Genomic DNA, 24,190 nt, shown 5'->3' with positions numbered 1-24,190 from the left:
ATCAATTCTTTTGCTGTATCCTGTCCTTGTGCTTTACTCATCTTGCTGCAAAAAAAATACTTTCTCCTAAATCCCCCAATTTTTCAACATGATCCTTTATAAATCATAAGGGGGCTATAAAAGAAAAAAGTCCGCTGTAGAAACAGCCGACCTCTAACGATTGCTTGCCATATGAAAAAAAATATAAAATCTATTTGAGTTGAAGCGCTTGCTTCGTGGGTAGCTTCTTCTCTTTCTTTCCTCTTTTACCGTGCTACCGTTGTTGATGATGCAAATGTACAGCGTACAATACTTTCAGCATAATCAGCTTTGTCACGAATTTATTATGGCTAACGTTACAAAATAGTTGCCAAACCCGCGGCCACACTGCAATAGAAGCATTATTCTTCATGATGTCCTAAGCACCAACATCGCCGGTTATAATTTCGCCATCCCGTTTGTAATTGGCTATAATAACGCCTTTTGTTGTTACATGGCTTTCTGTTAAGGTAAATGCGGCCGGCATGGAACCCTTATCGAACAGCTTTTTTCCTTCGCCAAGAATCACCGGGTAAATTTTGAGGCGAAGCTCGTCAACCAGGTCGTGCTTAAGTAACAGATGAATGAGCTCACTGCTGCCCCAAACCTGAAGATCGACGCCTTCGGTATTTTTAAGCTTTTCAATAGCTGCCACACTATTAATGAAATTGGTATTTTTCCAATCTGATTTGTTTCTGGTCTGCGAAAGAACATATTTATTACCCTCATTAACGCCCGGCCAAAAGTCGGCATGCTTAGGCCAGTAAGATTCAAAAATTTCAAACGTTTTTCTGCCCAACAGATAATCGGTCTGCTTCAGCTCTTCCATCATGAGATTGTTAAACATTTCGTCGCCATAAGAGACCGTCCAGCCGCCATATTTAAAACCGCCTGAGGTATCCTCTTTTGGTCCACCGGGCCCCTGCATAACACCATCCATACTGATCATTGACAAGACAATTATCTTTCTCATTTTATTTGTTTTTTTGTTTGTCGTTATTGACAATACAAAACTAACATTCATTGCAGGATCTGAAGCGGGGTAAAAATGACTAATTAGGGGATGAATTGTGACAAAGGAGGGCCTAAAAAGAAAAAAGGCCCGCTGTAGAAACAGCCGACCTCTAACGATTGCTTGCCATATGAAAAAAAAGGTAAAATCTAATTGGGGGTGAAGCGCTTGCTTCGTGGTAGCCCTTATGTTGCTTTCTTCTTCTTGTGCCTTGCCTCTTGAACCTTGTGCCTTTCAGCGCTACCTTTGTTGATGATGTAAAAGTACAACGCGCATTACTTTCTGCATAATCAGCTTTTTCACGAATTCATTATGGCTAACGTTACTAAACAGTTGCAAAACCCGCAGCCAGTCTACAATTGCAACATTGACCTTTATGATCTCCGGCTATGTTTTACCAATGAAAACAGATGAAATAAGCAGATATTGATAGGGGTGAGTAGGTAAGGTTGCATGCGTGAAAAAAAAAGTTCTTAGTTTTTAGTTCTTATAGCTGTATTTAAAAAGAAAAAAGGCCCGCTGTAGAAACAGCCGACCTCTAACGATTGCTTGCCATATGAAAAAAAAGGTAAAATCTAATTTGGGGTGAAGCTTTGCTTCGTGGTAGCCCTTGTCTTGCTTTCTTCTTCTTGTGCCTTTCAGCGCTACCCTTGTTGATGATGTAAAAGTACAGAGCATTGTACTTCTTACATAATCAGCTTTTTACCGATTTCATTATGCCAAAACCTGCTATACATTTGCAAAACCCGCTACCAGCCTACATTTCAGAAGCCATAACCTATGATGGTTACCACTTACAAACAGGATAGTACAGGATAGTACAGCATTACTTAAGCCGGGGGAATAAATTTTGCTGTAACTTATAGCCTAAACATTCATATTATGCAGAAAGTCAGCCCTTTCCTTTGGTTCGATAATAATGCCGAAGAAGCCATGAACTTTTATTTGTCCATTTTTGAAGATTCAAAGGTGGTAAGGGTTGCTCAGGTTCCACCCGGCGGGCCCGGCACCGAAGGCAGCTTTTTAGTGGCTACCATGGAATTGGAAGGGCAGGAAATTCATTTAATGAACGGCGGCCCCGGTCACCCCTTCACTGATGCTATTTCGCTTACCGTAAATTGCTACTCCCAGGATGAGATTGATTATTATTGGAACAAGCTATTGGAAGGCGGTGGCAAAGAGATAGCCTGTGGCTGGTTAAAAGATAAATACGGGCTTCACTGGCAGATCACGCCGCTCATAATGCTGCAGCTCCTTAGCGACCCAGACAGGGCCAAAGCCGGCCGGGCTATGCAAGCCATGATGAAAATGGTAAAACTTGATATAGCGGCTTTAAAAGCAGCAGCAGAGGGTTGAAAAGTTGATGGAGTTGATAAAGGAATACCAATTGACTGGTTGACGTGTTGACCAGGGATGGCCTTAAAAGAAAAAAGGTCCTCTGTAGAAACAGCCGACCTCTAACGATTGCTTGCCATATGAAAAAAAAGTAAAAATCTCTTTAGTGTGAAGCTTTTGCTTCGTGGTAGCCCTTGTCTTGCTTTCTTCTTGTGCCTTTCAGCGCTACCGTTGCCGATGATGTAAAAGTACATCGCATTTAATTGCTACACTAACGAGGTTTTTCATTGTTTTATTATGTCAAACACCAATAAATGTCAACGAAACCCTTGTAGCACAAGCCTTTCAAGCTGTTTTATGTGTAATAGCCAACCTTAAAAACAGGCGAATACTTACCTGATCATTTACTTTTCTTTAACATTAACAACCAGAAAACCGCCTGCACCCAGCGTTTTAGGTCGCACAGAGTAAACCCACTCACCACTCACCATTCACCACTCGCCTTTACTCACCACTCGCCTTTACTCACCACTCGCCATTCGCCATTGCAAATTAGTTGTTAAGGACTTTTATAAATCACTATAGTTTTTATTTTTGTGATCGCATGTTACGAAAGTTACTGGCATTCATACTATTGTTAAATCACCTTAACACATCTATGTTTATACCACAGATGGCAGAGGTTGATGTGTATGATCCCAGTGGCCAACAGGTTGACGACATTAACACCCTTGTTGAGTTTATTGATCAGGAAGTAATGGGCCACTACGATAGCACGCCCGAAGATGAAGATGATGATAGCGGTAACCCCTATCACATCATAAAGATCGTAGACTTTACCTGGCATCCTTATGTAGCAGAAATTCAAACCAAACCCGCTGCTACCGAACAACCTGTAAAATGTTTTACCGGTTATATTGAGAACAAACTCACACCCGGTTATCCCAATTTAGTTTCTCCTCCACCCAAAGTAGTTTAAAACAGCTGCAAGCTTCAAGCTATAAGCTGCAAGCAATACAAACGTATTGTTTGTTGCCTTCAGCTACCCGTTATTCTTTCAAACTGACATTTTATTATTCAACAAGATTAAAATGAAGATCACCCTATTCATGCGCACAGCGTGCGTGTTAACAGGCATACTATGCACTGTTATTACCTGCACCGCTCAGGATACGCTGCGCGTTACATTATCAGAAGCCGAACAACAGTTTACCAGCAAAAACCTGTCATTAATGGCCGAACGATACAATATTGATATCGCCCGCGCCCAGGTTATGCAAGCCCGTTTATACAACAATCCCAATATTCAAATTGCAGCCAATGCTTATAATCCCGACAGAAAGAAATGGTTCGATGTAAGCGACCGAACCGGTGAGTATGTGGCCAGCTTTCAACAACTGATCACCCTGGCCGGCAAACGCAACAAACAGATAAAAATGGCCGAAACCAATACCCTGATGGCCGAAAACCGCTTTTACGATTTGTTGCGCACTTTACGCTACACCCTGCACAGCGATTTTTACCAGGCCAGCTTTCTGCACAATGCTATCACCGCCTACCAGGTGCCTATTGCCGCCCTGGAAAAGCTAACTGCCAACTATACCGAATTGCAGCAGAAAGGTGTGATCACCCTGAAAGAAGTAGTGCGGGTAAAATCGTTACTCTACAGCCTCAGGGCCGAACAAACAACCTTACAAAACCAGTTCAATGATGTAGAAGCCGAACTGCAATTACTGCTACAGAATAACCATACCTGGTTTATTCCGGTAACAGCAGCTGCTAACAACCCGGCTTCTATTAGAAAATACCTGTTGCCTACGCTTATCGACAGCGCCTATGCCAACCGGTACGATCTGCAACTGGCAGCCAATACAGTGGTATTTAACCAACAAAACTATAACCTGCAAAAAGCAATGAAGGTGCCCGACCTTACCGCCGGCGCCCAGTTTGATAAACGCGGCAGCTTTGTTAACAATGCCTCTTTTCTTACCCTGGCTATGGACCTGCCCTTTTTTAACCGCAACCAGGGTAATATAAAAGCAGCTAAGATCGCCATCGATCAAAGCAATACCACACTCACCCTGCAAAAACAAACGGTAGAAAATGAAGTGCAACAGGCTTACAGTAAAGCATTGAATACCGAAAAGATGATCACAAGCATTGACCCCGGTTTTCAGCAGGACTTTGACAAACTGCTTAAAAGTATTACCGAGAATTTTGAAAAAAGAAATATCAGCTTACTTGAGTTCACCGATTTCTACGACAGCTATAAACAAAACGTGTTGCAATATAACCAGCTGCAGAACGATCGCATACAGGCTATTGAGTCGCTGAACTTCACCATTGGAAAACCCATTGTAAACCTTTAATTAATTCAACATGATCTCCTATAAAACAAGCATCATCCCCATTCTTCTATACATAGCAACTACGGCATGTAACAGTCCCGAAGCGGCCCCTGTAACCAACAACAACCCGCTAGACAGTATTATGCAAACGGTGCAAACGGCCCCTGTTACTATGGAAAACGCCGCTGAATCATTTAAGCTAAACGGAAAAATACAGGCCAATGAAGACCACCAGGCAAAAGTATATGCCCTTGCCAGTGGTAAAATAAGAAGTGTGAACGTAGCCCTGGGCGATAAAGTAAAACAAGGGCAAACCCTGGCGGTGTTGCAGAGTATGGAAGTGGCCGGCAGCTCAAACGACCTGTCGCTGGCCGAAGCCAATGTGGCCATGACAAAAAAGAACCTCGAAAGCACTAAAGACCTGTACGAAGGTAACCTGGCTACCAGTCGTGAATACACTACCGCCCAGGTTGATTATAACAAAGCGCTTTCTGAATTGAACCGCGCCAAACAGGTGCTGGCCATCACCGGCGGCAAAAACGCCGTTTACGAATTAAAAGCGCCACTTACCGGTTATGTTATTGAAAGAAATATTACAGGCAACTCTGAAGTACGACAGGACAATAACAATTCATTGTTTACGGTGGCCGACCTTAGCACCGTTTGGGCTATAGCCAATGTATATGAAGCCGACATCAATCGCATTCATTTAGGCGATACAGTTAGAGTAACCACCCTGGCCAACCCCAACACGCCTTTCTTTGGCACTATTGATAAAATATACAATGTGCTTGACCCGGCCAACCGTACCATGAAGGTGCGCATTAGTATGCCCAACCCCAACAATGAGCTGATGCCCGAAATGTTTGTTACAGTTAAAGTGTTTGGTAAATCGGCCGATAACATGCTTACCATTCCCTCTCAAGCCATTGTGCTCGACAACAGCAAGAACTATGTAGTAGTTAAAGATGCCAAAGGACTGCATATAAAAGAAGTGCAGCTTATTAAGAGAGTTGATGATAAGGCGTATGTGCAGGGATTGTTAGAAGGCGAGCAGGTTGTTACCAACTCGCAGGTATTCATTTATCAGGCTTTAACTGAGAACTAAAAAACTTAGAACTAAGAATGAACAAACTCATAAAACGAATAATAGCTTTTTCGTTAAAGAACAAGCTATTTATATTCCTGGCTACCATCATACTAATAATCTGGGGTGCAATTGCTTTTAAGAATATTCCAATTGAGGCCTTCCCCGATGTAACTAATACTCAAATAACAATCATTACCCAATGGGCGGGGCGTAGCGCCGAAGAAGTAGAGAAGTTTGTGACCGTTCCCATTGAAGTGGCCATGAACCCGGTGCAAAAGAAAACATCGGTGCGCAGTACCACGGTGTTCGGTCTGTCGGTTGTAAAAGTTATTTTCGACGATCACGTTGACGATGCCTTTGCCCGTCAACAGGTAAACAACCTGCTGCGCGATATTGAACTACCCGAAGGCGCCGACCCCGATATTCAACCCCCAACAGGGCCTACCGGTGAAATATTCCGTTATACATTATCAAGCACTACCAAATCGGTGCGTGATCTTAAGACCTTGCAAGACTGGGTTATTGAACGGCAGCTGCTGGGTGTACCCGGTGTTGGTGATGTAGTAAGTTTTGGCGGCGAAGTAAAGACCTATGAAATAAAAGTAAACCCGCAAAAGCTGGCTTCGTATAATATTACGCCGCTCGATGTATTTAATGCGGCATCAAAAAGTAATATCAATGTAGGTGGCGATGTGATCGTTGACAATTCACAGTCGTACGTAGTACGTGGCATCGGTCTTATTAATAACGTGGAAGAAATAGGCAATATCATTGTTGATAATATCAATGGTACACCGGTACTGGTAAAAGATGTGGCCGATGTAGAGATCAGCGCCCTGCCCCGCCTTGGCCAGGTGGGTCGCGATAAACAAAACGATGTGATTGAAGGCATCATTGTAATGCGTAAAGGCGAAAACCCCGGCGAGGTAATAAAACGGGTACAGGAGAAGATCGATTACCTGAACGAAAAAGTGTTACCATCTGATGTTAAGATAAACACCTTTTACAATCGCAACGATCTTATTACTTACGCCACACATACCGTTTTGCACAACATGCTGGAAGGTATTGTGTTTGTTACCGTGATCGTATTCTTATTTATGGCCGACTGGCGTACCACCGTAATAGTTGCCATTGTTATTCCACTCTCGCTGCTGTTTGCATTTATTTGTTTAACCATGCGCGGCATGAGCGCCAACCTGCTTTCCATGGGCGCTATTGACTTTGGTATTATCATAGATGGCGCAGTGGTGATGGTAGAAGGCATCTTTGTATTGCTCGATCAAAAAGCGCATAGCTACGGTATGCAGCGGTTTAACCGGCTATCGAAACTGGGCATGATAAAAAATACCGGCGGCGAACTGGGCAAGGCCATCTTCTTTTCAAAACTCATTATCATTGCTGGGCTGTTACCTATCTTTTCTTTTCAAAAAGTAGAAGGTAAGATGTTCGCTCCACTGGCCTGGACATTGGGTTTTGCATTACTGGGCGCACTTCTTTTAACCCTTACATTAATTCCTTTACTGAGTAGTATTCTGCTACGCAAGAATGTTCGCGAAAAACACAATGTGTTTGTGGAAGGGCTTACAAAAGGCGTAATGCGGTTGTTCAACTTTACTTATGCAAAAAAACGCATTACTATACTTATAGCCACTGCAGCAGTTGCCGTTGGTTTGTTCTCGTTTAAATTTTTGGGTACCGAGTTCTTACCCGAGCTTGATGAAGGGGCTATTTACATCAGGGCAACCTGTCCGCTCAGCGTTTCCCTCGATGAAAGCCGCGAGCTGGCCAACAAAATGCGTAAGATAGTGCTTAGCTACCCCGAGGTGCGGCAGGTAATGTCGCAAACCGGCCGGCCAAACGATGGTACCGATGCTACCGGTTTTTATAACATAGAGTTTCATGTTGATATATATCCCAAAAGCGAGTGGAAAAGCGGGCTTACCAAGGAGCAGTTGATTGATAAAATGCAAAAAAGCCTGTCGGTATTCCCCGGCATCGATCTTAACTTTTCGCAACCCATTATGGATAATGTGGAAGAAGCCGTATCGGGTGTTAAAGGTAGTTTATGTGTAAAGATCTATGGCGACAGCCTGGCGTATACCGAAAAGAAAGCATATGAAGTATACAATGTAATGAAGAAGGTGGAGGGGGTCGAAGACCTGGGTGTTATTCGCAATATTGGTCAGCCCGAATTGCGAATAGACCTTGACCAGAACAAGATGGCCCTGTATGGCGTTACCACGGCCGATGCCAATGCCATTATTTCTATGGCCATTGGTGGTAAAGGCGTATCGCAGATCTATGAAGGGGAGAAGAAATTTCAATTACGTTTGCGGTACCAGGAGAATTATCGTAACAATGCCGAAGCCATCAGTAACCTGTTAGTGCCTACTTTGCGCGGCGCCCAGGTGCCTATAAAGAATATTGCTACCATTGAGCGGCTAACGGGGCCCAGCGTTATTTTCCGCGACGATAACCGCCGTTACAGCGCTATCAAGTTTTCGGTACGCGGCAGGGATATGGGCAGCACCATTGCCGAAGCGCAGGCAAAGGTGAACAAAGCGGTGAAATTGAATAAAGGCTATGAAATGCAATGGGCCGGCGACTTCGAGAACCAGCAACGCGCCACCAACCGCCTGGGCCAGGTAGTGCCGGTGAGTTTGCTTATCATTTTTTTGATACTGTTTGTAATGTTTGGTAATGTAAAGGATGCCGGCATGGTGTTACTGAACGTACCCTTTGCCATTATCGGCGGTATTGCCGCCTTACTTATTACAGGCACCAACTTCAGCATCTCGGCCGGTATTGGCTTTATTGCATTGTTTGGAATATGTATTCAAAACGGGGTGATACTTATCTCGGTATTTAAAAGCAACCTGCAAAAGATAAAGAAACAGGAATTTGACCACCATTCGCTGGAGCAGGCCATAAAACAAGGCGTGCAAAGCCGGGTACGGCCGGTAATTATGACGGCCCTGATGGCGGCCATAGGTTTACTGCCGGCAGCTTTATCGCATGGCATAGGTTCCGAAACCTCGAAACCGTTAGCTATTGTGGTAATCGGCGGACTTATAACGGCTACGGTATTGACCTTACTCGTGTTTCCGTTATTCTTTTATGCAGGTTATAGAAAGATGGGACAGAAGATGGATTAACATCGCTCCCCTATTGGCGTTCGACTAAATTAACAAACATCAAAGTCATTGTATTATAGTACATTAACGTTCCTAAACTGGGAAAAATATCAACTGATTAGGATGAAAATTACAAGCATTGAGGAAATTAATTCACATTGCCCGAAAATAGATATACAAAAGTTAGTTTATTATGCGATTGGCGTGTAATTTGAACTAAGTTACATTAGTTTTTCAAAGAGTATTTTTGGATTAAAACGGGGGCGGATGTCTATCCTGCCCCTCTTTTAACCCACTTGTTTAAACGATACACTACTTATACAATCGTTATACCACTTAAAGATGTATTTTACCCCACAAGGCGTTGCCCAATTTCACCTATAATACATCATTTAAACGCCTCCTTTCCTCCCAACCTTCTATTATTTAAAAGTTAAAAGTGTTCGAAGCTAACGGTAGTAATAATTACCGAACATGAAACCTGAAACATGGAACTTGGAACTTATTCCTACTTTTGAAAACCATTCACATTACCAAACAGCTTCATCATATGAATAAAATTCGTTGGGGAATACTAAGCACTGCCAAAATAGCCAGAGAGAAAGTGATACCAGCCATGCAACGTGGTAAATATTGCGATATAACTGCCATTGCATCACGCAATATTGACCAGGCAAAAGACGCTGCGGCCAAACTGAAGATCCCTACCGTATATGGTTCGTATGAAGAATTGCTGAACGATGCCAATATTGACGCCGTATATATTCCCCTGCCTAATCATATGCATGTGGAGTGGGCGTTGAAAGCCATACAGGCCGGCAAACATGTGTTGTGCGAAAAGCCTATTGCATTATCCTCTACCGAAGCCAGGCAATTACTAAAAGCATTGCAGAACCACCCGCAGGTGAAAGTAATGGAAGCTTTTATGTACCGCTTTCATCCGCAATGGGTAAAAACAAAAGAGCTGGTTGATGCAGGGCGCATTGGCGAGTTAAAAACCATTCATTCTTTCTTCTCCTATTATAACGCCGACCCCAATAACATTCGCAACCAAAAAGACATGGGCGGCGGCGGTATGATGGATATTGGCTGTTATTGCGTTTCGCTGGCGCGCTTTATCTTCAACAGCGAACCGCTGAAAATAACAGGTCATGTAACCATTGATCCTGTTTTGTTAACCGATACCATGGCATCGGGCATTTTGCAATTCGTAAACGGAACAGCCACCTTCACCTGTTCAACCCAATTAATGCCTTACCAACGGGTACAGATACTCGGTACCGAAGGCCGCATTGAAATAGAAATACCATTCAATGCACCGCCCACAGAACTTACCCGTTTGTGGCTGCATACAAAGAACGGTTCAGAAGAAATGACATTTGAACCGGTTGATCAATACACCCTGCAGGGCGATCTGTTTGCACAATCCATTTTAAACAACACACCGGTACCTACTCCATTACAGGATGCCATCAATAATATGAAGGTCATTGAAACAGTGCTGGCAGGTAGCCAGCATTAACAATCTTTAGATGCTGTAAGACGATTTTCAATAGCGGAATCATGTAAATACCGCGCTGTGGAAATAGTTTGCTGAAAGCGGGCCGGCTTTTTTATAAAATCAGCCGCCCCAATTTCAAGACATTTTGCTTTTTCTACCTCATGCACCGAGGTAGTGAACATAATTACAGGAATGTTTTTGTAAACATTGTGAGACTTGAGGCGTGATAGCGTTTCCATGCCATTAAGAATTGGCATATTGAGGTCGAGCACTATCAATGAGGGCATGACTGACTGCTCTATTGAGGTCTCCAGGTAAGAGAACACCTGCAAACCATTTTCAACCAGGTAAATATCGTTCGAACGCCCAATCTCTTCAAATGCAGTATGCAACAAGTAACGATCTTCCTGGTCGTCGTCGGCAATCAAAATAAAAGGTTTTTGACTCATTATTATTAGTAATAACAGTAAACAATACAAATCAGGTAAATACACGAGGTAATTACTCTTCTCAGAAACTATTGGGTTTTTCATCCAATAGCGATTCACAATAACAGTGTTTCTTAATCCGGTACAGGATACTAATAATCAGAGAGAGAACCGTGATCCTTAACGCAAATGAAAGTGGTCTTTTGGGCTTTTGATTTCAATCGAGGGGAAAATTAAATATTTCAAATGAAAAATAAAAATGTTTAACAACATTTAGTTGCAAATCCCGTCATTTTACGGTGTATGTCATATGGTTAAAGTTAACCACTGTTGCATCATTGACCGTAAAAACCACATCAATTAATCTATACAATAAGCTGGTCATCTGCCATACACAATTGATTATAATGACCATGATCATAACTATAAAATAAAGCTTTATTGCTTAACATATATCGCTTTTAAAAAGTAGTATATTTAGTAGTGCTGCTTATAATATCTTATCTCAACCATTCTTTCTTATCTGTAAATGCTCCGCTCCCCTCTTCTGAGCTCTTTTGAAACAGTATACCTATTTTTTTAACCTCTCAAAAAAAATTGTTTATGGAAACGTTAGTTCATTATGGAATGAAAGTAAATGACATGTACGATGCCTTTAACCGGCGCGACCTGAATACCATTCTGAATTCATTGAGCAACGACTGCATTTGGGAAGTAATGGGTCAACCTGAAATTCCCTTTGGCGGTATTTACCATGGACGTGATGATGTAAAGGAATTCTTTGGCAAACTAATGGATACGCTGGATATGCAGGACATGACGGTTGAACATATTCTTGAAAACGGTAACGTGGTTATTGCAACCGGTCATTTTACAGCGCTGGCCCGAAAAACAAATAAACGCTTCTCTACTTTGTGGTCAATGACCTGGGAATTTAATGACAATGAAGAGGTGGTCCATTTCAGGGATTGCTTTGATACGTTGACTTGTGCGAGGGCGATGAGGTCGTTGTAAGAATAACCTTCTTAAAATGAGCGCTTTGATGTAGTAGGCTTGAGAAGTAAGAGGTATGAAGTAAGAAATAGGAAAAGTTGACGAGTTAACTGGTTAACTCGTTAACTCGTCAACTTCGTACTTCGTACCTCCTACTTCTTACTTCGCTCGCTCAAAACCTCAAACCATCAATCAATCACTTCTATTTCTTAAAGACAAGGATTGCCGACCCACCTAATTCGATCTGATCACCGTTCATCAACTCGTGCGACACACCTGGTACATTCAACGACTTCACTTTATCATCTGCAGTATAGATCTTCGTTTTGTTACCATTCTCGGGTAAACCGCCCTTATCGGGGAAGAGAAAGAATTTATCTAATTGCGGATTATATACTATATAAGCATGATTACGGCTCACATGCAAATTGGCAATACCTGCCTGCGCATCGAACAACGCATCTTCACTACCCCAAAATACAATATCATTGGTATGTATTCTACCCGATGTCAACTGCGGGTTCTTTGTTCTGCCTATATTGAACTTTAGCTGTTGTTGCGGGTTCAGTTCATACTCGGGCAACTCTGCCTGGCCTACCAGCACCTGTAACTTTGCAATAGAATATTGTTGTACAAAATCCTGTCCGCGCCTTATTACCTCAAGCCCCATGGAGCCATGCGTTATGCAATAGTCAGGTACTTTATCTTTAACCAGGTGATGTTCAAAGAACCAGTCATGGGCAAGCTGTATAAAATTGTTCACCAGTTTGCGCTCAAGATGATCTTTTTGAAACATACCCGGCGTATCGCTGCACAAAGCTACCTGCAGCGTTTCTTCCAGTTCTTTATTATTGCATACCACGTATAAGCGCAAACCGGCAATGGTATGTCCCTTTTCATCAATATAGGGTTTTAGTCCGTTGATGATGAACCGTACGATCTCCTCGCGCTTTGCACGCGTTGCCGGAATAGATAATGCCGGCTGCACATTATTGGTGGCCGACGATGGTTCGCCCTGCTGTTCCGGGGCCGCGGGAGTTGGGTTGGAAAGCAAACGCTTCAAAAAATTCTTCATACTACTTTATTGTAATGATGTATGATTTTACCTCTACGTTTTTATTTAAACTGTTACCGGTTACCAGTTACCGGATACCGGGCTTTATATTTCAGGATTCGCGATTTTATTTCGGTGCTCCGAAATTCAAGGCCTGGCAACAGGAACCCGGAAACCGGCAACTTATTGTTAGCACCATTAAGTTGCAATTTAAAATTAGAATGATACTATATACCCCCTCTTCTCCAACACCTTCGCAATAGCATTCGCTACCAACACAGCATTGGAAGAGCCTTTACCTCTTTCTATACGAATACAGGTTACGGTGCGCGACTTACCATTTGGTGTTGGCGCAAAGAACACATACCAGCCGTCTGATTCAATTTCCCCATTAATAACGCGCTCGGGCGTACCCGACTTACCAGCTACCACCAGGTTCTTTATTTTCTGTTTGTACGGTTGATTACTTTGATCTATCATATACCGCGTAAGAATACCTGCATAGGTTGTATCCTCTGCTACATCTACACCACTGGCTACAGGTTGTTTTATACCCGCCTCTTTAAGTATATAACGCGATGGCATCATAACCCCATTATTGGCAATAGCGCCCGCCATACGGGCCATGGCGGCCGGTGTACTGGTAAGCGTACTTTGCCCCCAGGCCAGGCCACTGAACGGACTGCGATACCGGTTTTTGGTACCTAACAAACGCGGGTTGTTATACGCCCGGCGATCGTGGTTCAACACCTCCTTTTGCCAATAGGCCAGCTCTTCCGATTGTTTTTGTTTATTAAGCGTTGGTGCATAATCATACCCACCACGCTGACTTATATTCATACCGGTTGCCTGGTATAAGGCCGCCAGCTGATCTTCCAAATTGTTCTCATTGGCCATACGTATAAAGAAGATGTTGCTTGAGTTTACAATGGCCTCATGCATATCAACATAATTCACCTTGGGTATAAAGGGCTCCTGCTCGGTGGGGTTATCGCGGAATATCTCATTACGATAAATATCCTTATATCTTACCCTGGCGGCATCGGTACCCATTTTATTAAAGGCTGCCATACCCGTTAATATTTTTGCGGTAGAACCGGGCGCGGTAGCATACGTCATACCCAGATCGCGATCAGTTACCGGCTTGGGCAGTTTGTTACGCTCCCTATCGGGCAACATCATAAGATCGGGCATTTGCAAATCAGGCAACGGGTTTAATGCAGAGGCCAGCAGATCGCCAGTGCCGGCATCTATTACCACCACTGCAATACGATCGTTTTTGAAATTGCTTTTATGTAATGAATCCTGAATTTCTTTTTGCAGGGCCGCATCGATGGTTAAATGAATATCGCGGTCTTTGTGTTTTATTTTTAGCACCGCTTCGTTGGTGGTATCAATGCCCGATTGCAGGCTTTCAACCAGTGGCGAATAATCATAACTCACCAGTTTAATTGTCTTTTGTACGGGCCTGGTAAATTTATCGGGGCGGTATTCGGTACTTACATAATCCCGCTTTTCGGGACTGGTTGCATAACCACGCAGTGATGTAAGATGGCGCGCTTCGGCAAAATAACCATTGCTTTGTCCCCAGAACAAACGGGTATTATAATCGCCGGTCCAGAAGAACAGGTCTTCTTCGAACGGATAAAAACGCACTACCCTTTTCTGCATCAGATCTTCTAACTGTGTTGTATCGATACCGGCAGCCAGATAAGCGTTCATATTCTTTCTAACATCATTGGGCTCACTGGTAGCTATGGCCAAACCATTGCGATCGTAAATAGAACCGGCCGCCAGCACGCGGGTGAGTTTATCAATACGCGGGTTGTAACTATAAATAGGCAAGCCATTACGATTTATAACGCGGGCACTCTTTACCAGAATTTCTTTACTATGCACCACCTGCACCTGGTACAGTTTTACCATCAGCACCGCCAATCCCGACAGGAAGAACAGAATACCGGTGCCCAATACAAAATCATAGTATTTGCGTAAGTGTTCTGTTTGAATGGCAAGACCGGGCCGGGAAGAAATACCAGCTACTATTCCCATAGCAGCTAAGTTTACGATCAGCGATATTTTTCCATAACTCAGGAAAGGAACGGTTACACCGGTGAGGGGCAACAGGCCTATAGAACCACCGGCAATCAACAGGAATTGAATACCTGTTGCAATGGCAATACCGGCGCATAAGTAAAAACTAAACGGTTGCCCGGCACGGCGGGCATGCAGGAATGAACGATGAATAAGAATACCAAATAACAGGAACACAGCCACCAGGCCTAACCAACCCAGTTCTTCACCAATACTGGGCAGTATCATATCGGTATGTGCGGCGGGCATGGTGTTGGGAAAACCACGGCCGGGGCCCTGCCCTGTTAAACCACCCGAAGCCAGCGTCCAATAACTATGGGCCAGGTGATCGCCGCCAAAAACGTCATTATCCCACTGGCTTAACCACATGGCTTTACGATCGGCCAGCCGGTCGCCAATGCCGGGCAACTGATCGCCAAAAGCAAAAGCGGCAATCACGAGCAATACAATTAATGGTGCATCGGCCAATATCGCTAAAGTACCATACCACTTCACCGTTTTAACCTGGCGTAGCGCGATCATGGTTACAATAACAGCAGCAAAACTTATAGCGGTTGCCAGCCAGCCGGGGAGGTAATTAAGCAACACACAATACACCACACCGGCTAATAGTGTAATTAATAAATTTCCACGCGCTATGCTATAGAAGAATAAGAAAGTAAAACACATTACCATGGCCGGACCCATATCGCCCATTAACAGGTACAGGGCCAACACAACACCAACACCCAGTAACACGCCCATGCTTACAATAAAACGCCATCGGATGTCTGACAGGTTCCTGATGTTTTCTTCATTGGAGGCAAAGAACCCGGCCAAAAACAGCAACAACAGGTACTTGGTTATTTCACTGGGCTGAAAGGTAAAACCACCCAACTGTATGTTCACTTTTACACCACTGCCTTCGGGCCCGGTGCCTATCAACAGGGTAAGTAATGCCATGCCGATGGCAAGGGCCAGCCACGTCCACCCACGAAGGCCATATACACTTTTCTTTTTGAAGTTGAACAGCGCATCGAACCACCAGCGGGTATAGAGTTTACGAATATCTATAAGCGCAAATGCAACAAAGCCAACTAAACCAACTATTACTCCCTGTAATGCCTGGGCAGCATGCAGCGTATCGGTAAGCGGGTTTTGTATACTAAAAAGTAACAGGATCGAAATGCCGCATAACAACAACAGCAGTGGCAGTATAAATACATCGGGTTCTTTTTTACGCAACCATAAAATAACGTACGATAAAAAGAAAGCCAGTATACAACCGCCGGCTATTAGCCAGTATGAGGTAATGAACTCTTCGGGTGTACGCACCAGCAACACGCCATCTTCTTTTATTTGAGCATATGCAATGGGGCCTATCAACCTTATCTTATGCGGTTTGGCGTTGAAGGTATACGACTTGTTCTTACCCAACTTAGCGGTTCCCTGGCGGGCGCCAAATTCATAACCGGGTTTTAATGGCAGTACGCTATAACCAGAATCCTGCTTCAGCCCGGTAAAATGAAATTCGCCATCACTACCGGTGCGTGCATATACCACATGATCGTACAACGAATCTTCATCGAGTGTAGCAATATGTTCGCGCAATTGAACCAGCGTACCGGCCATTGGTTCGCCCTGAAATACAATGCGGCCACCCATTTCGTAATTACCGGTTGAAACATTTACGGTTGACGGGTAATTGGTGGGGTCTTTTAATTCTTTTTGATACAGCACCGAATCGAAACCCAGCCGTTGGCGCGAAGCTTGTAACCGGCCCTGAAAATCAACGCCCCCTTCAGGCGCCTTCCAGCTAACGGGTGCGTATAAACCAAATGCGCTTTTATTGATGGCGCCCAGGTTATCTATTTCACCACCCGTCATTAAACGGGCAGCTAAAGAATCTACCAAAAGGTTTACATCGCGCTCGTCTGCGAAGTAATTGCCGCTGTTTATTATTTTCCTAAGAGAATCTTTATTAAGAACAGCTTCCACTTTTATGGCCCGGCCGCTTTGCAAGGCTTCATTGGCGCGGGTTAAATTGGGATAAAGCGTAAAGAATAGTTTTACGAAGAGAACAAGCATTAATATGGCTGACCCAGCTAGTAAGATCCAGCCTTCGGTTTTTGAGGAACTATGTTTTGGAGGGTTGTCCATCAATTTTTAGTTCTTAGTTCTTAGTTTTTAGTTCTCAGTTTCCTCATTCGAGGCTCGCCAGTAATAGTTGCAAGTTTCAGGTTTCAATTTCCTTTGCTCGGAACTCCGCTGTATTTGCTTGCAGCTTGCAGCTTATAGCTTACAGCCTTTTGTTTTATGGTATAAACTTGTAGCATTCAACCATGCTACTTAGTTCCTTTAACAACCAACTGATCAAACGCTACCGTTTGTGCGCCATCTACCCGCATGCCAAAGCAATTGCCATAGCCGCCGGTAAAGGGCAATACATTTTCTACTTTATCATTTATATAAAAGAAGATAGAGTTATTTCTTTTCTCGATGCTAAGCGTATTCATTTCATTATGCCTGTGAATATTATCGGTGCGCGTCCAGTCTATGATGGGGTGCCAGTCGCCATTGGTCATGGCGCCAATAGCGTAATAACCGCCGGCCGTTATGTAATAAACAAAATAGGCATCGCTGTCGGTATTGCCCAGGAAGTTTATACCATAGGCTTCATCGGGTTCATTACCCCATTGGGTAGCGCTGGCCGAAACACTAAAGTTCCGTTGTATATCCAGATCGAACTTTACGGTAGCATGATAGGTGAGTGAATCGGTTAGTCCTTTGATGATATATTTTCCCCGCTCAAATTTGAACTCGCTGTTCTCATCTTTACCGGTTTCCCAAATGGTATCGGCCCCATCACTGAAATCATCGTAATACATTCCATTTTGTAAGCTTACGCCGGCATCGTTTTGTGCAGGAGTACTGGCATTAGACACCAGTTCTGTTTCGGGCACAGGTGTTTCATGTACTGCCGGTGATACCAGCGAATGCTGATTGGGCGGCGTGCCGCTCTTTCGGTTTACCTTAGCCACGTTTACCGAATCAACAGGCAGCACAGTGGCTGTATCTTCTTCACCCGATGCATTTGTTTGTTTATGCGGGAACACGGCCCACATACCCATCATAAACCCGCTGAACAGCAACACACCTAATATGGTAAATACAATTTCTTTCTTTTTACCGGCCACCGCTTTTGGCGCAGCCAGTGGTTTAGTAAATACTTCGGTAACCTTTTTTACATTCGGCGCCTGTAATGTTTTTTTTCTAAACCGGCCCTGTGCATTTTCAAGAGCGGCCTTTTGTAATAATTGCCTTACCACATTGGTATCGCTCAACCGGTGCATGGCCTGTTTGCCAAGCAACGAATGCAGCAAGTGTAACAGGGCCGGCGGCATATACCGGTCGTCGGGCAACACAATTTCGGGTACCGGGCATTCAATAACCCGGTTAATATGCCACAACAGGTCTTCGTCATTATAAGCAAACGGAACCGTGCCCGTTAAACATTCATACAACACAACACCTAATGAATAATAATCGGTGGGTGTTGATACGGTTCGGGCATGACTGAACTGCTCGGGCGAAGCATACTCATAAGTGAGCATGGAAGAACCGGTGACCGTATTGGTTTGCTCGCGTAATTTGGCAATACCAAAATCGGTTAGCAAAAAATGCAGTTCGCCATTGGGCAAACGGCGGTACATGATGTTCTCGGGTTTTATATCCCGGTGCACCACGCCTTTGGCGTGAATGGCATCCAGGGCATCGGTCATATGTTGCGCCAGTTGTATAACCGTATCTACTTCCAGCGTGCCGCGTTCTTTTAGCAAACGGCGCACATCACCACCTTCTATCAATTGCATTACGATATAGGGCAGTTCGGCATCAAGATGCACGTCGACTATTTTAACAATATGATCGTGCTGTATTGATTTCATGATCTCCGATTCGCGCTGAAAGCGGCGCAGTGTATCGGCATCGGTATTAAACGCAAAATGTTTAATGGCAACCAGGTTACCCGAAACCAGGTGCCTTGCTTTAAGCACGCGGGCGTTGCCCCTGCCTATTTCACCCAGGATCTCGTATCCTTTAAAATATTCTCTAAAAATGGATGTTGCCATATATTACTGGATCTCTGTATTGGACATTTGTACAGAGAGACCTTTATTTGTAGTATCAGGTTTAACCATGTTACTCACTGGATACTTAACGTTTTCAAAAAATGTGTTCTCCAATTTTACATGAACCGGTATGCTTATCTTAATACCGGTTTCAAAGCCTTTTAGCCGCAGGTTTTTGATGACAATTGTATCGCCTGCCTTGCCCGATGATTTGTTAATTTCTATTGCCGCAAACTTATTCACCTTCTCTTTGGCTGGCATCAGCAGCAGGTTGTTGCCTACACTATCGGCATAATGTTGCACATCAACAATGTTCTTTGTGGCCAACAACTTTATAGTATCCGGCGCTTTGGTTACTACCGGTCCTGAGGGCGCTGCATGCTGACCGCTGAAAATGGAAGATGGCTTTTTGCTGCCGGTATCTTCATTGGCAGGCGCAATTGCTTCGTCATTCTTTTCAGGCGTTTTTGTTTGTGAATCTTCACGCGAAAAGAAGAACCAGCTACTGGCTGCCAGCAACACCACTACGAGTATGTTCCATTTTACCCATTTGTTACTGCCGCCGGTCTTTTTAACAATTATAGTGTCCTCTGTTGGTAATGGTGTGGTTTCAGTGGAAGCTTTTTCAATAGTAGTAGTTGCAGCAACGACTTCGGTTGTGTAGGTCTTTGCTTTTACCGTCTTTTTAACTTTTGTTCCGTTGGCAGGTTGTACCGTTTGTTTGGCGCGGTTGTTCTTTAACAGTACAACGGTAATATTATCGTGGCCACCGGCTTCATTAGCCAGTGCTATAATGTTATTCACCTTTGTATTCAATGCGGCAGAGGTGGCCAGTATTTCGGCCACTTGTTTTGCGGTGACCATATCGGTAAGTCCATCGCTACACAACAACAAGCCATCACCAGGCAATAATTCTTCCCGGCCATATTGCATAAAATCTTCATCGTCTATACGATGAATAGCAGAACCTACTTCGCGCAGGATCTGGTTCCGTTGCGGATGGCTCATGGCTTCGCGTTCGGTTATTTCACCGGCATCTTCACGCAAGCCAACAAATGAATGGTCTTTGGTAAGTTTTTGCAGTGCGCCTTTGCGATAGCGATACATGCGGGTATCGCCCACATGTACAAAATGAACGGTGCCGGCAGTGGCATCGGCCACAGCGGCAGTAAGCACACAGCACATTTCGCTGTACTTTGGATTTAGCGCACGCTCTTCGGCTATACGGTTGTTGGCAAAGATCACCGCTTCGCGCAACATGGTAAGCGTATCGCCTTTGGGCGTTTGCATGTACTGGTCAATAGATTCCCTGGCAATAGCCGCCGCCCTTTTTCCACCTGCATACCCACCTACCCCATCAACTACAACCAGCAGCGCCTTATCGGGCGACCATAGCTGACGGCAGGTATAGGTATCCTCATTTTCCGTACGCCGCATACCGGGATGCGTATTGCCACTGAGCAAAATAGTTTTCATATTATCGTGGCAGATTTTTAAAATGCCGAATTAGTAAAATGATCACAAAAACAAATAACGATATTGATGATATGGTGTTTAACATTGGCTATGAAGATTCTAATACAAAATTCCAAATCTCAAATCACAAGTTCCAAATAAATACCAAATCACAAATCTCAAAATGACGGAACATTTGGAACTTGGAATTTGGAATTTGAAATTTCCTTTTACAATTGTTTGAACGTAAGCGTTACCATGCCATTCAGCAATACCTGGCTTTTATCGCGCAAATCGAACCAGCGGGGGTTACCAGCTTCACTTTTCTCTATCACCGTTTCATTTACGCGGGTTTCGTTGTTACTGAAAGAGGCTATCTGAAACGACTGCTGCGCTTCGTTCCATCTGATACGAGCATGCGGGTTTGATACAAAACCCGATTCAATTAACAGGTAATTACTGTAACCCAGGTTCTCCGGTTCTTTACGGGCTATCACGATCTCGGTATCCTTCATGATATAAACAGCATCTTTACTGGTGTCAGCGGTATAATATTCAATACGCGCCAGCCCAGCATCGTTACGCACCGTTCTTTGCACAGCATTGTTGGTAACGGCCACATTTGTTACGTTTAACTCGGGATTGAACTTGACCGTAAAGGTGCCATTCTCGGCAAAATGTAAATGACGCAGCACATCGAGGTTGATATCCATTTTATCAAAAACATTGGTAGCCTTTGATTTCATGGTAACCCTGGCCGTATTGTGTCTGTCGCCGCCGCCGCTGCCAATGGGTTTCAGGCCCGTAAGCATACCAATAACCCGTACATCTTCAACCGTTATTCTTTCCTGGTTGAAATCGGTACCGGGCGCAAACCTGAACTGCCAGTGAAACGACACGGGCGAAAGTTCATCATAATTCTTTTGATAACTTTTAAGCTTACCGTAAAATGCCTTCAACGCTTCTTTTACAATGATGGGAAGAGATGGTAAGCGTTCCTCGTATACTTCGGGATGAAGAATGATGAGGTAGTGCATATTGAACAACAAACTTTTGCCAACCGATTCACGTTTGCAGGAATTGTCGAAACAATCGAGCAGCTCCTTTAAGATAACGTTGTTGGTAACCGGGCCGTTTGCTGAACGTTGGTCTTTGCTTTCCGGTAGTATTATTGATTTGAGGGCGGAAAAAAAATCCCCTGATTTTTTCTTCATGGAATTTCCTGTTTTAACCTGGTTTACAGCGATCATTTGTACGAATTAAAAATAGTTGATTTGCGAATGTGCGCTTCGTAAAGAAAACATAAAATGGAATGCTCTTTGTAGGGGAGAAAACCCTGCCAGAAGTTATTTAACAATTCATCTATATTGGTTTAACGATATGTTAGGAAATGATGAGTTTCCGATCCTAATTCGTGAATCGGCAGTCGGCAATCGGCAATAATAATGCAGCAGTCGGCCTATTGGTAAGCTGCTGAAAATGCAAAAGCCCTGAGGTTTATACTCCTCAAGGCTTTATAATTATTTTGAAGCTGCACAATCGGGGGCATTGCCGATTGCCGATTCACGATTGCCGATATTGCCGATTCACGATTGCCAATTTAAAAGGCGAGCTCCCTTTGAAAGGGAACCGCCTTTTAACATATTTACAACTTCTTAAACAACACCTTCCCCTCCACCATCGCCGGTATAATAAGCTGCTTCTTCGCGGCATCGAAATAAAAATCTGCCGGGCCGGCGATCACTGGCCAATTGAGTTTGGTGGCTTGCTTTGTGTTTAAATTGATTGTTTCTACAAAACCAGCGGGTTTGTCTAACGCGCCCCAGTCAGATACCACCAGGGTATGATCGTTAATAAGTGCAAGGCCGTCAAAAGCACCTTGTATGTCGCCGATCTTTTCATATACCGGACTGTTGTTCTTCCAGCTTATAACGCCCACTTCACCGCCCTTCAGGTTGTCGAAGCTGAAACTACAGGAGTATAAACGTTGTTTGGCTTTATCGTAATAAACACCATTGGCGCCTTTTACGTCAATAACTGCTTTGTTACTTCCATCTTTTACATTCACTTCAAGAATTTTACCTATATCGGTAGCTGAAGCAAACAGGGTATGATCGTCTTTAACGGTAAGATCGTTTAAAAAAGAAGAGCCGGAGCCGGCCACATTAACTTCAACGATCCGCTTTCCTGTTTTTAAATTAAACCCAATAACCTGGTCAATATCGGCCACGTATAAAGCGCCTTGTATAATGGCTGAGCCTTTGGGCGCATTCAGTTTTCCTTCGAAAAAGGTGGTTGAGATCAACTTGCCATCTGGCGTTAGTTTGCTGATAAAACCATCGCCATTTTTGCCCGTAGGGCCTCCATTTCCGATATTGCTAACGTAAAGATATTTGCCATCGGAGATCACGCTTTCAGGATAGGACAACCCGGTTGAATCCTGCGCCAATACGCTGCCTGCCAGCATTATACCAGCTACAAATGAGATCATTCTTTTCATCCTTAATAGTTTTAATACCGCTAAGGTATTTCAGCAACTAACTATTGAGGTAACGGGAAAAGCTCAAATAATTTCGTTTTTAGCCGGGGATGATCTCCGATTCTTTGCCCCGCAAACTGTTGGGCGTGAAACCAAATTTCTGTTTAAAGATCTTTATAAAATGGGGAATATTCTCAAAACCGCATTCCAGCGCTACTTCGGTAACATTATTCCCTGAATGCTGAAGCAACATGCGGGCATGCTCAAGACGCTGCTCATTGATCCACTTTTTGGGTGCGCAGTTATATTGTAGTTGAAAATCGCGTTTAAACGAAGCCAGGCTGCGGCCCGATAGTTTGGCCAGTTCTTCCAAAGAAAGTGGTTGCAGTAAATGTTTGCGAACAATAAAATCAATATCGAGCGGTTTGCCATAGGCAATACCCTGCATAAACGACAATGCCTGCTGTCCCTGCGGGCCACCCAGCAAAAGCAACATCAACTCCTGCAACTTTAATTGCAGAATGCTTTCGAGCCCCTGTATGGTTTTACCAAAGTAACCCATGAACTGGGTCTTAAATGAATTCAGTAATTCATTAACAGGAATAACCAAATGAGCTGTAGTTGCGGCACCGCCTGTTGTTGACAACTGATGTGTGTGCAGGAATTTCTTTACAAAATCGTCGGTAAAGAATATCAGTAGTGCTTCATAATCCAATCCATCGGGCACAAATTCACTCAAAGCATAAATACCTCGTTTCAACAGCACCAGTTGACCGGTCTCTGCAGTATGTGTTTGTTCCTCAATATGCAGGTATTTATGTCCCTGCAAAACAAAGATCAACGTATGTTCCGTAATAAAGCTGGTTCTTTTACCGGCAGCAGTTGCTTTTCGGTAACGCGCCAGGGGCGTATTACCTAATTGAAGAACGCTTAAATCACTTTTATCAACAGTTGAAGTGGGAAACCGTACTAACATAACACAAAGTAAAGAAATCCTTTACAAACACAGCAGCAGGTTATTCTCCTACATCTAACCCTGCATGTATGATATGCCGGCGACAGATCATTTGCCAGGCATCGTTATAATAAAACTTTTCACCGTTAGTACCATTATTTTATTTTATTTCTGATAACGTT

At 43.8% G+C, this 24,190-nt stretch carries 16 protein-coding genes; 7 read left to right on the top strand and 9 right to left on the bottom strand.

Going from position 1 to position 24,190, the window contains the following annotated elements; genetic code table 11:
• Nucleotides 1-397 precede the first annotated feature (397 nt).
• Nucleotides 398-991, bottom strand: a complete 594-nt coding sequence (locus tag GGD38_RS31510) for a dihydrofolate reductase family protein (protein WP_375303264.1) — start codon at nt 989-991, stop codon at nt 398-400.
• Between the two features lie 921 nt (nt 992-1,912).
• Between GGD38_RS31510 and GGD38_RS31505 the strand changes: the two genes are divergently transcribed.
• The 6 genes from GGD38_RS31505 to GGD38_RS31480 all read left to right on the top strand — a co-directional run bounded on the left by GGD38_RS31505 (nt 1,913) and on the right by GGD38_RS31480 (nt 10,462).
• Entirely contained in the window at nt 1,913-2,386 is a 474-nt protein-coding gene (locus GGD38_RS31505; RefSeq protein ID WP_375303265.1) for a VOC family protein, read from the top strand.
• Nucleotides 2,387-3,023: 637 nt separating this feature from the next.
• A complete protein-coding gene (locus GGD38_RS31500; RefSeq protein ID WP_375303266.1) occupies nt 3,024-3,344 on the top strand; it encodes a hypothetical protein in 321 nt (106 codons plus the stop codon).
• Nucleotides 3,345-3,456: 112 nt separating this feature from the next.
• Entirely contained in the window at nt 3,457-4,734 is a 1,278-nt protein-coding gene (locus GGD38_RS31495) for a TolC family protein (RefSeq protein ID WP_375303267.1), read from the top strand.
• A 10-nt stretch (nt 4,735-4,744) separates the two neighbouring features.
• The gene (locus tag GGD38_RS31490; protein ID WP_375303268.1) at nt 4,745-5,821 is read left to right on the top strand and encodes an efflux RND transporter periplasmic adaptor subunit; all 1,077 of its coding nucleotides are present in this window, start codon (nt 4,745-4,747) and stop codon (nt 5,819-5,821) included.
• A 17-nt stretch (nt 5,822-5,838) separates the two neighbouring features.
• Entirely contained in the window at nt 5,839-8,961 is a 3,123-nt protein-coding gene (locus tag GGD38_RS31485) for an efflux RND transporter permease subunit (protein ID WP_375303269.1), read from the top strand.
• 529 nt (nt 8,962-9,490) lie between these two features.
• Complete coding sequence (locus tag GGD38_RS31480) at nt 9,491-10,462, top strand: Gfo/Idh/MocA family protein (protein WP_375303270.1); 972 nt, start codon at nt 9,491-9,493, stop codon at nt 10,460-10,462.
• On the opposite strand, the gene GGD38_RS31475 is transcribed toward GGD38_RS31480, so the two are convergent.
• Complete coding sequence (locus GGD38_RS31475) at nt 10,459-10,890, bottom strand: response regulator (RefSeq protein ID WP_375303271.1); 432 nt, start codon at nt 10,888-10,890, stop codon at nt 10,459-10,461. The two genes, GGD38_RS31480 and GGD38_RS31475, sit on opposite strands and share 4 nt — an antisense overlap.
• 582 nt (nt 10,891-11,472) lie before the next feature.
• Between GGD38_RS31475 and GGD38_RS31470 the strand changes: the two genes are divergently transcribed.
• Complete coding sequence (locus tag GGD38_RS31470; protein WP_375303272.1) at nt 11,473-11,883, top strand: nuclear transport factor 2 family protein; 411 nt, start codon at nt 11,473-11,475, stop codon at nt 11,881-11,883.
• 181 nt (nt 11,884-12,064) lie between these two features.
• Here the strand turns inward: GGD38_RS31470 and GGD38_RS31465 are convergent, their stop codons facing one another.
• The 7 genes from GGD38_RS31465 to GGD38_RS31435 form a co-directional block, all read right to left on the bottom strand.
• Nucleotides 12,065-12,937 (bottom strand): FHA domain-containing protein, encoded by an 873-nt coding sequence (locus GGD38_RS31465; protein WP_375303273.1) that lies wholly within the window; start codon nt 12,935-12,937, stop codon nt 12,065-12,067.
• 195 nt (nt 12,938-13,132) lie between these two features.
• Nucleotides 13,133-17,077: an FtsW/RodA/SpoVE family cell cycle protein gene (locus tag GGD38_RS31460; protein ID WP_375303274.1), complete on the bottom strand. Its 3,945-nt coding sequence runs from the start codon at nt 17,075-17,077 to the stop codon at nt 13,133-13,135.
• A 257-nt stretch (nt 17,078-17,334) separates the two neighbouring features.
• The gene (locus GGD38_RS31455; protein ID WP_375303275.1) at nt 17,335-19,119 is read right to left on the bottom strand and encodes a serine/threonine-protein kinase; all 1,785 of its coding nucleotides are present in this window, start codon (nt 19,117-19,119) and stop codon (nt 17,335-17,337) included.
• Nucleotides 19,120-19,122: 3 nt separating this feature from the next.
• Entirely contained in the window at nt 19,123-20,595 is a 1,473-nt protein-coding gene (locus tag GGD38_RS31450) for a PP2C family protein-serine/threonine phosphatase (protein WP_375303276.1), read from the bottom strand.
• 209 nt (nt 20,596-20,804) lie between these two features.
• Complete coding sequence (locus GGD38_RS31445; RefSeq protein ID WP_375303277.1) at nt 20,805-21,788, bottom strand: hypothetical protein; 984 nt, start codon at nt 21,786-21,788, stop codon at nt 20,805-20,807.
• 431 nt (nt 21,789-22,219) lie between these two features.
• Nucleotides 22,220-23,074 (bottom strand): hypothetical protein, encoded by an 855-nt coding sequence (locus tag GGD38_RS31440; protein ID WP_375303278.1) that lies wholly within the window; start codon nt 23,072-23,074, stop codon nt 22,220-22,222.
• Nucleotides 23,075-23,153: 79 nt separating this feature from the next.
• A complete protein-coding gene (locus tag GGD38_RS31435) occupies nt 23,154-24,029 on the bottom strand; it encodes a helix-turn-helix transcriptional regulator (protein ID WP_375303279.1) in 876 nt (291 codons plus the stop codon).
• Between the last annotated feature and the right edge of the window lie 161 nt (nt 24,030-24,190).

It is taken from the genome of Niastella sp. OAS944 (assembly GCA_024809215.1).
In the GTDB taxonomy this organism is placed as follows: Bacteria; Bacteroidota; Bacteroidia; order Chitinophagales; family Chitinophagaceae; genus Niastella.
Note: the sequence above shows the minus strand (reverse complement) of the source record. Positions and strands in the feature narration are given on the sequence as shown.

Excerpts from the sequence above, each read along its gene's own strand:
- GGD38_RS31495 (WP_375303267.1), top strand. The coding sequence starts at position 3,457 with ATGAAGATCACCCTATTCATGCGCACAGCGTGCGTGTTAACAGGCATA.
- GGD38_RS31450 (WP_375303276.1), bottom strand. The coding sequence starts at position 20,595 with ATGAAAACTATTTTGCTCAGTGGCAATACGCATCCCGGTATGCGGCGT.
- GGD38_RS31490 (WP_375303268.1), top strand. The coding sequence starts at position 4,745 with ATGATCTCCTATAAAACAAGCATCATCCCCATTCTTCTATACATAGCA.
- GGD38_RS31445 (WP_375303277.1), bottom strand. The coding sequence starts at position 21,788 with ATGAAGAAAAAATCAGGGGATTTTTTTTCCGCCCTCAAATCAATAATA.
- GGD38_RS31440 (WP_375303278.1), bottom strand. The coding sequence starts at position 23,074 with ATGAAAAGAATGATCTCATTTGTAGCTGGTATAATGCTGGCAGGCAGC.
- GGD38_RS31435 (WP_375303279.1), bottom strand. The coding sequence starts at position 24,029 with ATGTTAGTACGGTTTCCCACTTCAACTGTTGATAAAAGTGATTTAAGC.
- GGD38_RS31500 (WP_375303266.1), top strand. The coding sequence starts at position 3,024 with ATGTTTATACCACAGATGGCAGAGGTTGATGTGTATGATCCCAGTGGC.
- GGD38_RS31460 (WP_375303274.1), bottom strand. The coding sequence starts at position 17,077 with ATGCTTGTTCTCTTCGTAAAACTATTCTTTACGCTTTATCCCAATTTA.
- GGD38_RS31455 (WP_375303275.1), bottom strand. The coding sequence starts at position 19,119 with ATGGCAACATCCATTTTTAGAGAATATTTTAAAGGATACGAGATCCTG.
- GGD38_RS31475 (WP_375303271.1), bottom strand. The coding sequence starts at position 10,890 with ATGAGTCAAAAACCTTTTATTTTGATTGCCGACGACGACCAGGAAGAT.
- GGD38_RS31465 (WP_375303273.1), bottom strand. The coding sequence starts at position 12,937 with ATGAAGAATTTTTTGAAGCGTTTGCTTTCCAACCCAACTCCCGCGGCC.
- GGD38_RS31480 (WP_375303270.1), top strand. The coding sequence starts at position 9,491 with ATGAATAAAATTCGTTGGGGAATACTAAGCACTGCCAAAATAGCCAGA.
- GGD38_RS31485 (WP_375303269.1), top strand. The coding sequence starts at position 5,839 with ATGAACAAACTCATAAAACGAATAATAGCTTTTTCGTTAAAGAACAAG.
- GGD38_RS31470 (WP_375303272.1), top strand. The coding sequence starts at position 11,473 with ATGGAAACGTTAGTTCATTATGGAATGAAAGTAAATGACATGTACGAT.
- GGD38_RS31505 (WP_375303265.1), top strand. The coding sequence starts at position 1,913 with ATGCAGAAAGTCAGCCCTTTCCTTTGGTTCGATAATAATGCCGAAGAA.
- GGD38_RS31510 (WP_375303264.1), bottom strand. The coding sequence starts at position 991 with ATGAGAAAGATAATTGTCTTGTCAATGATCAGTATGGATGGTGTTATG.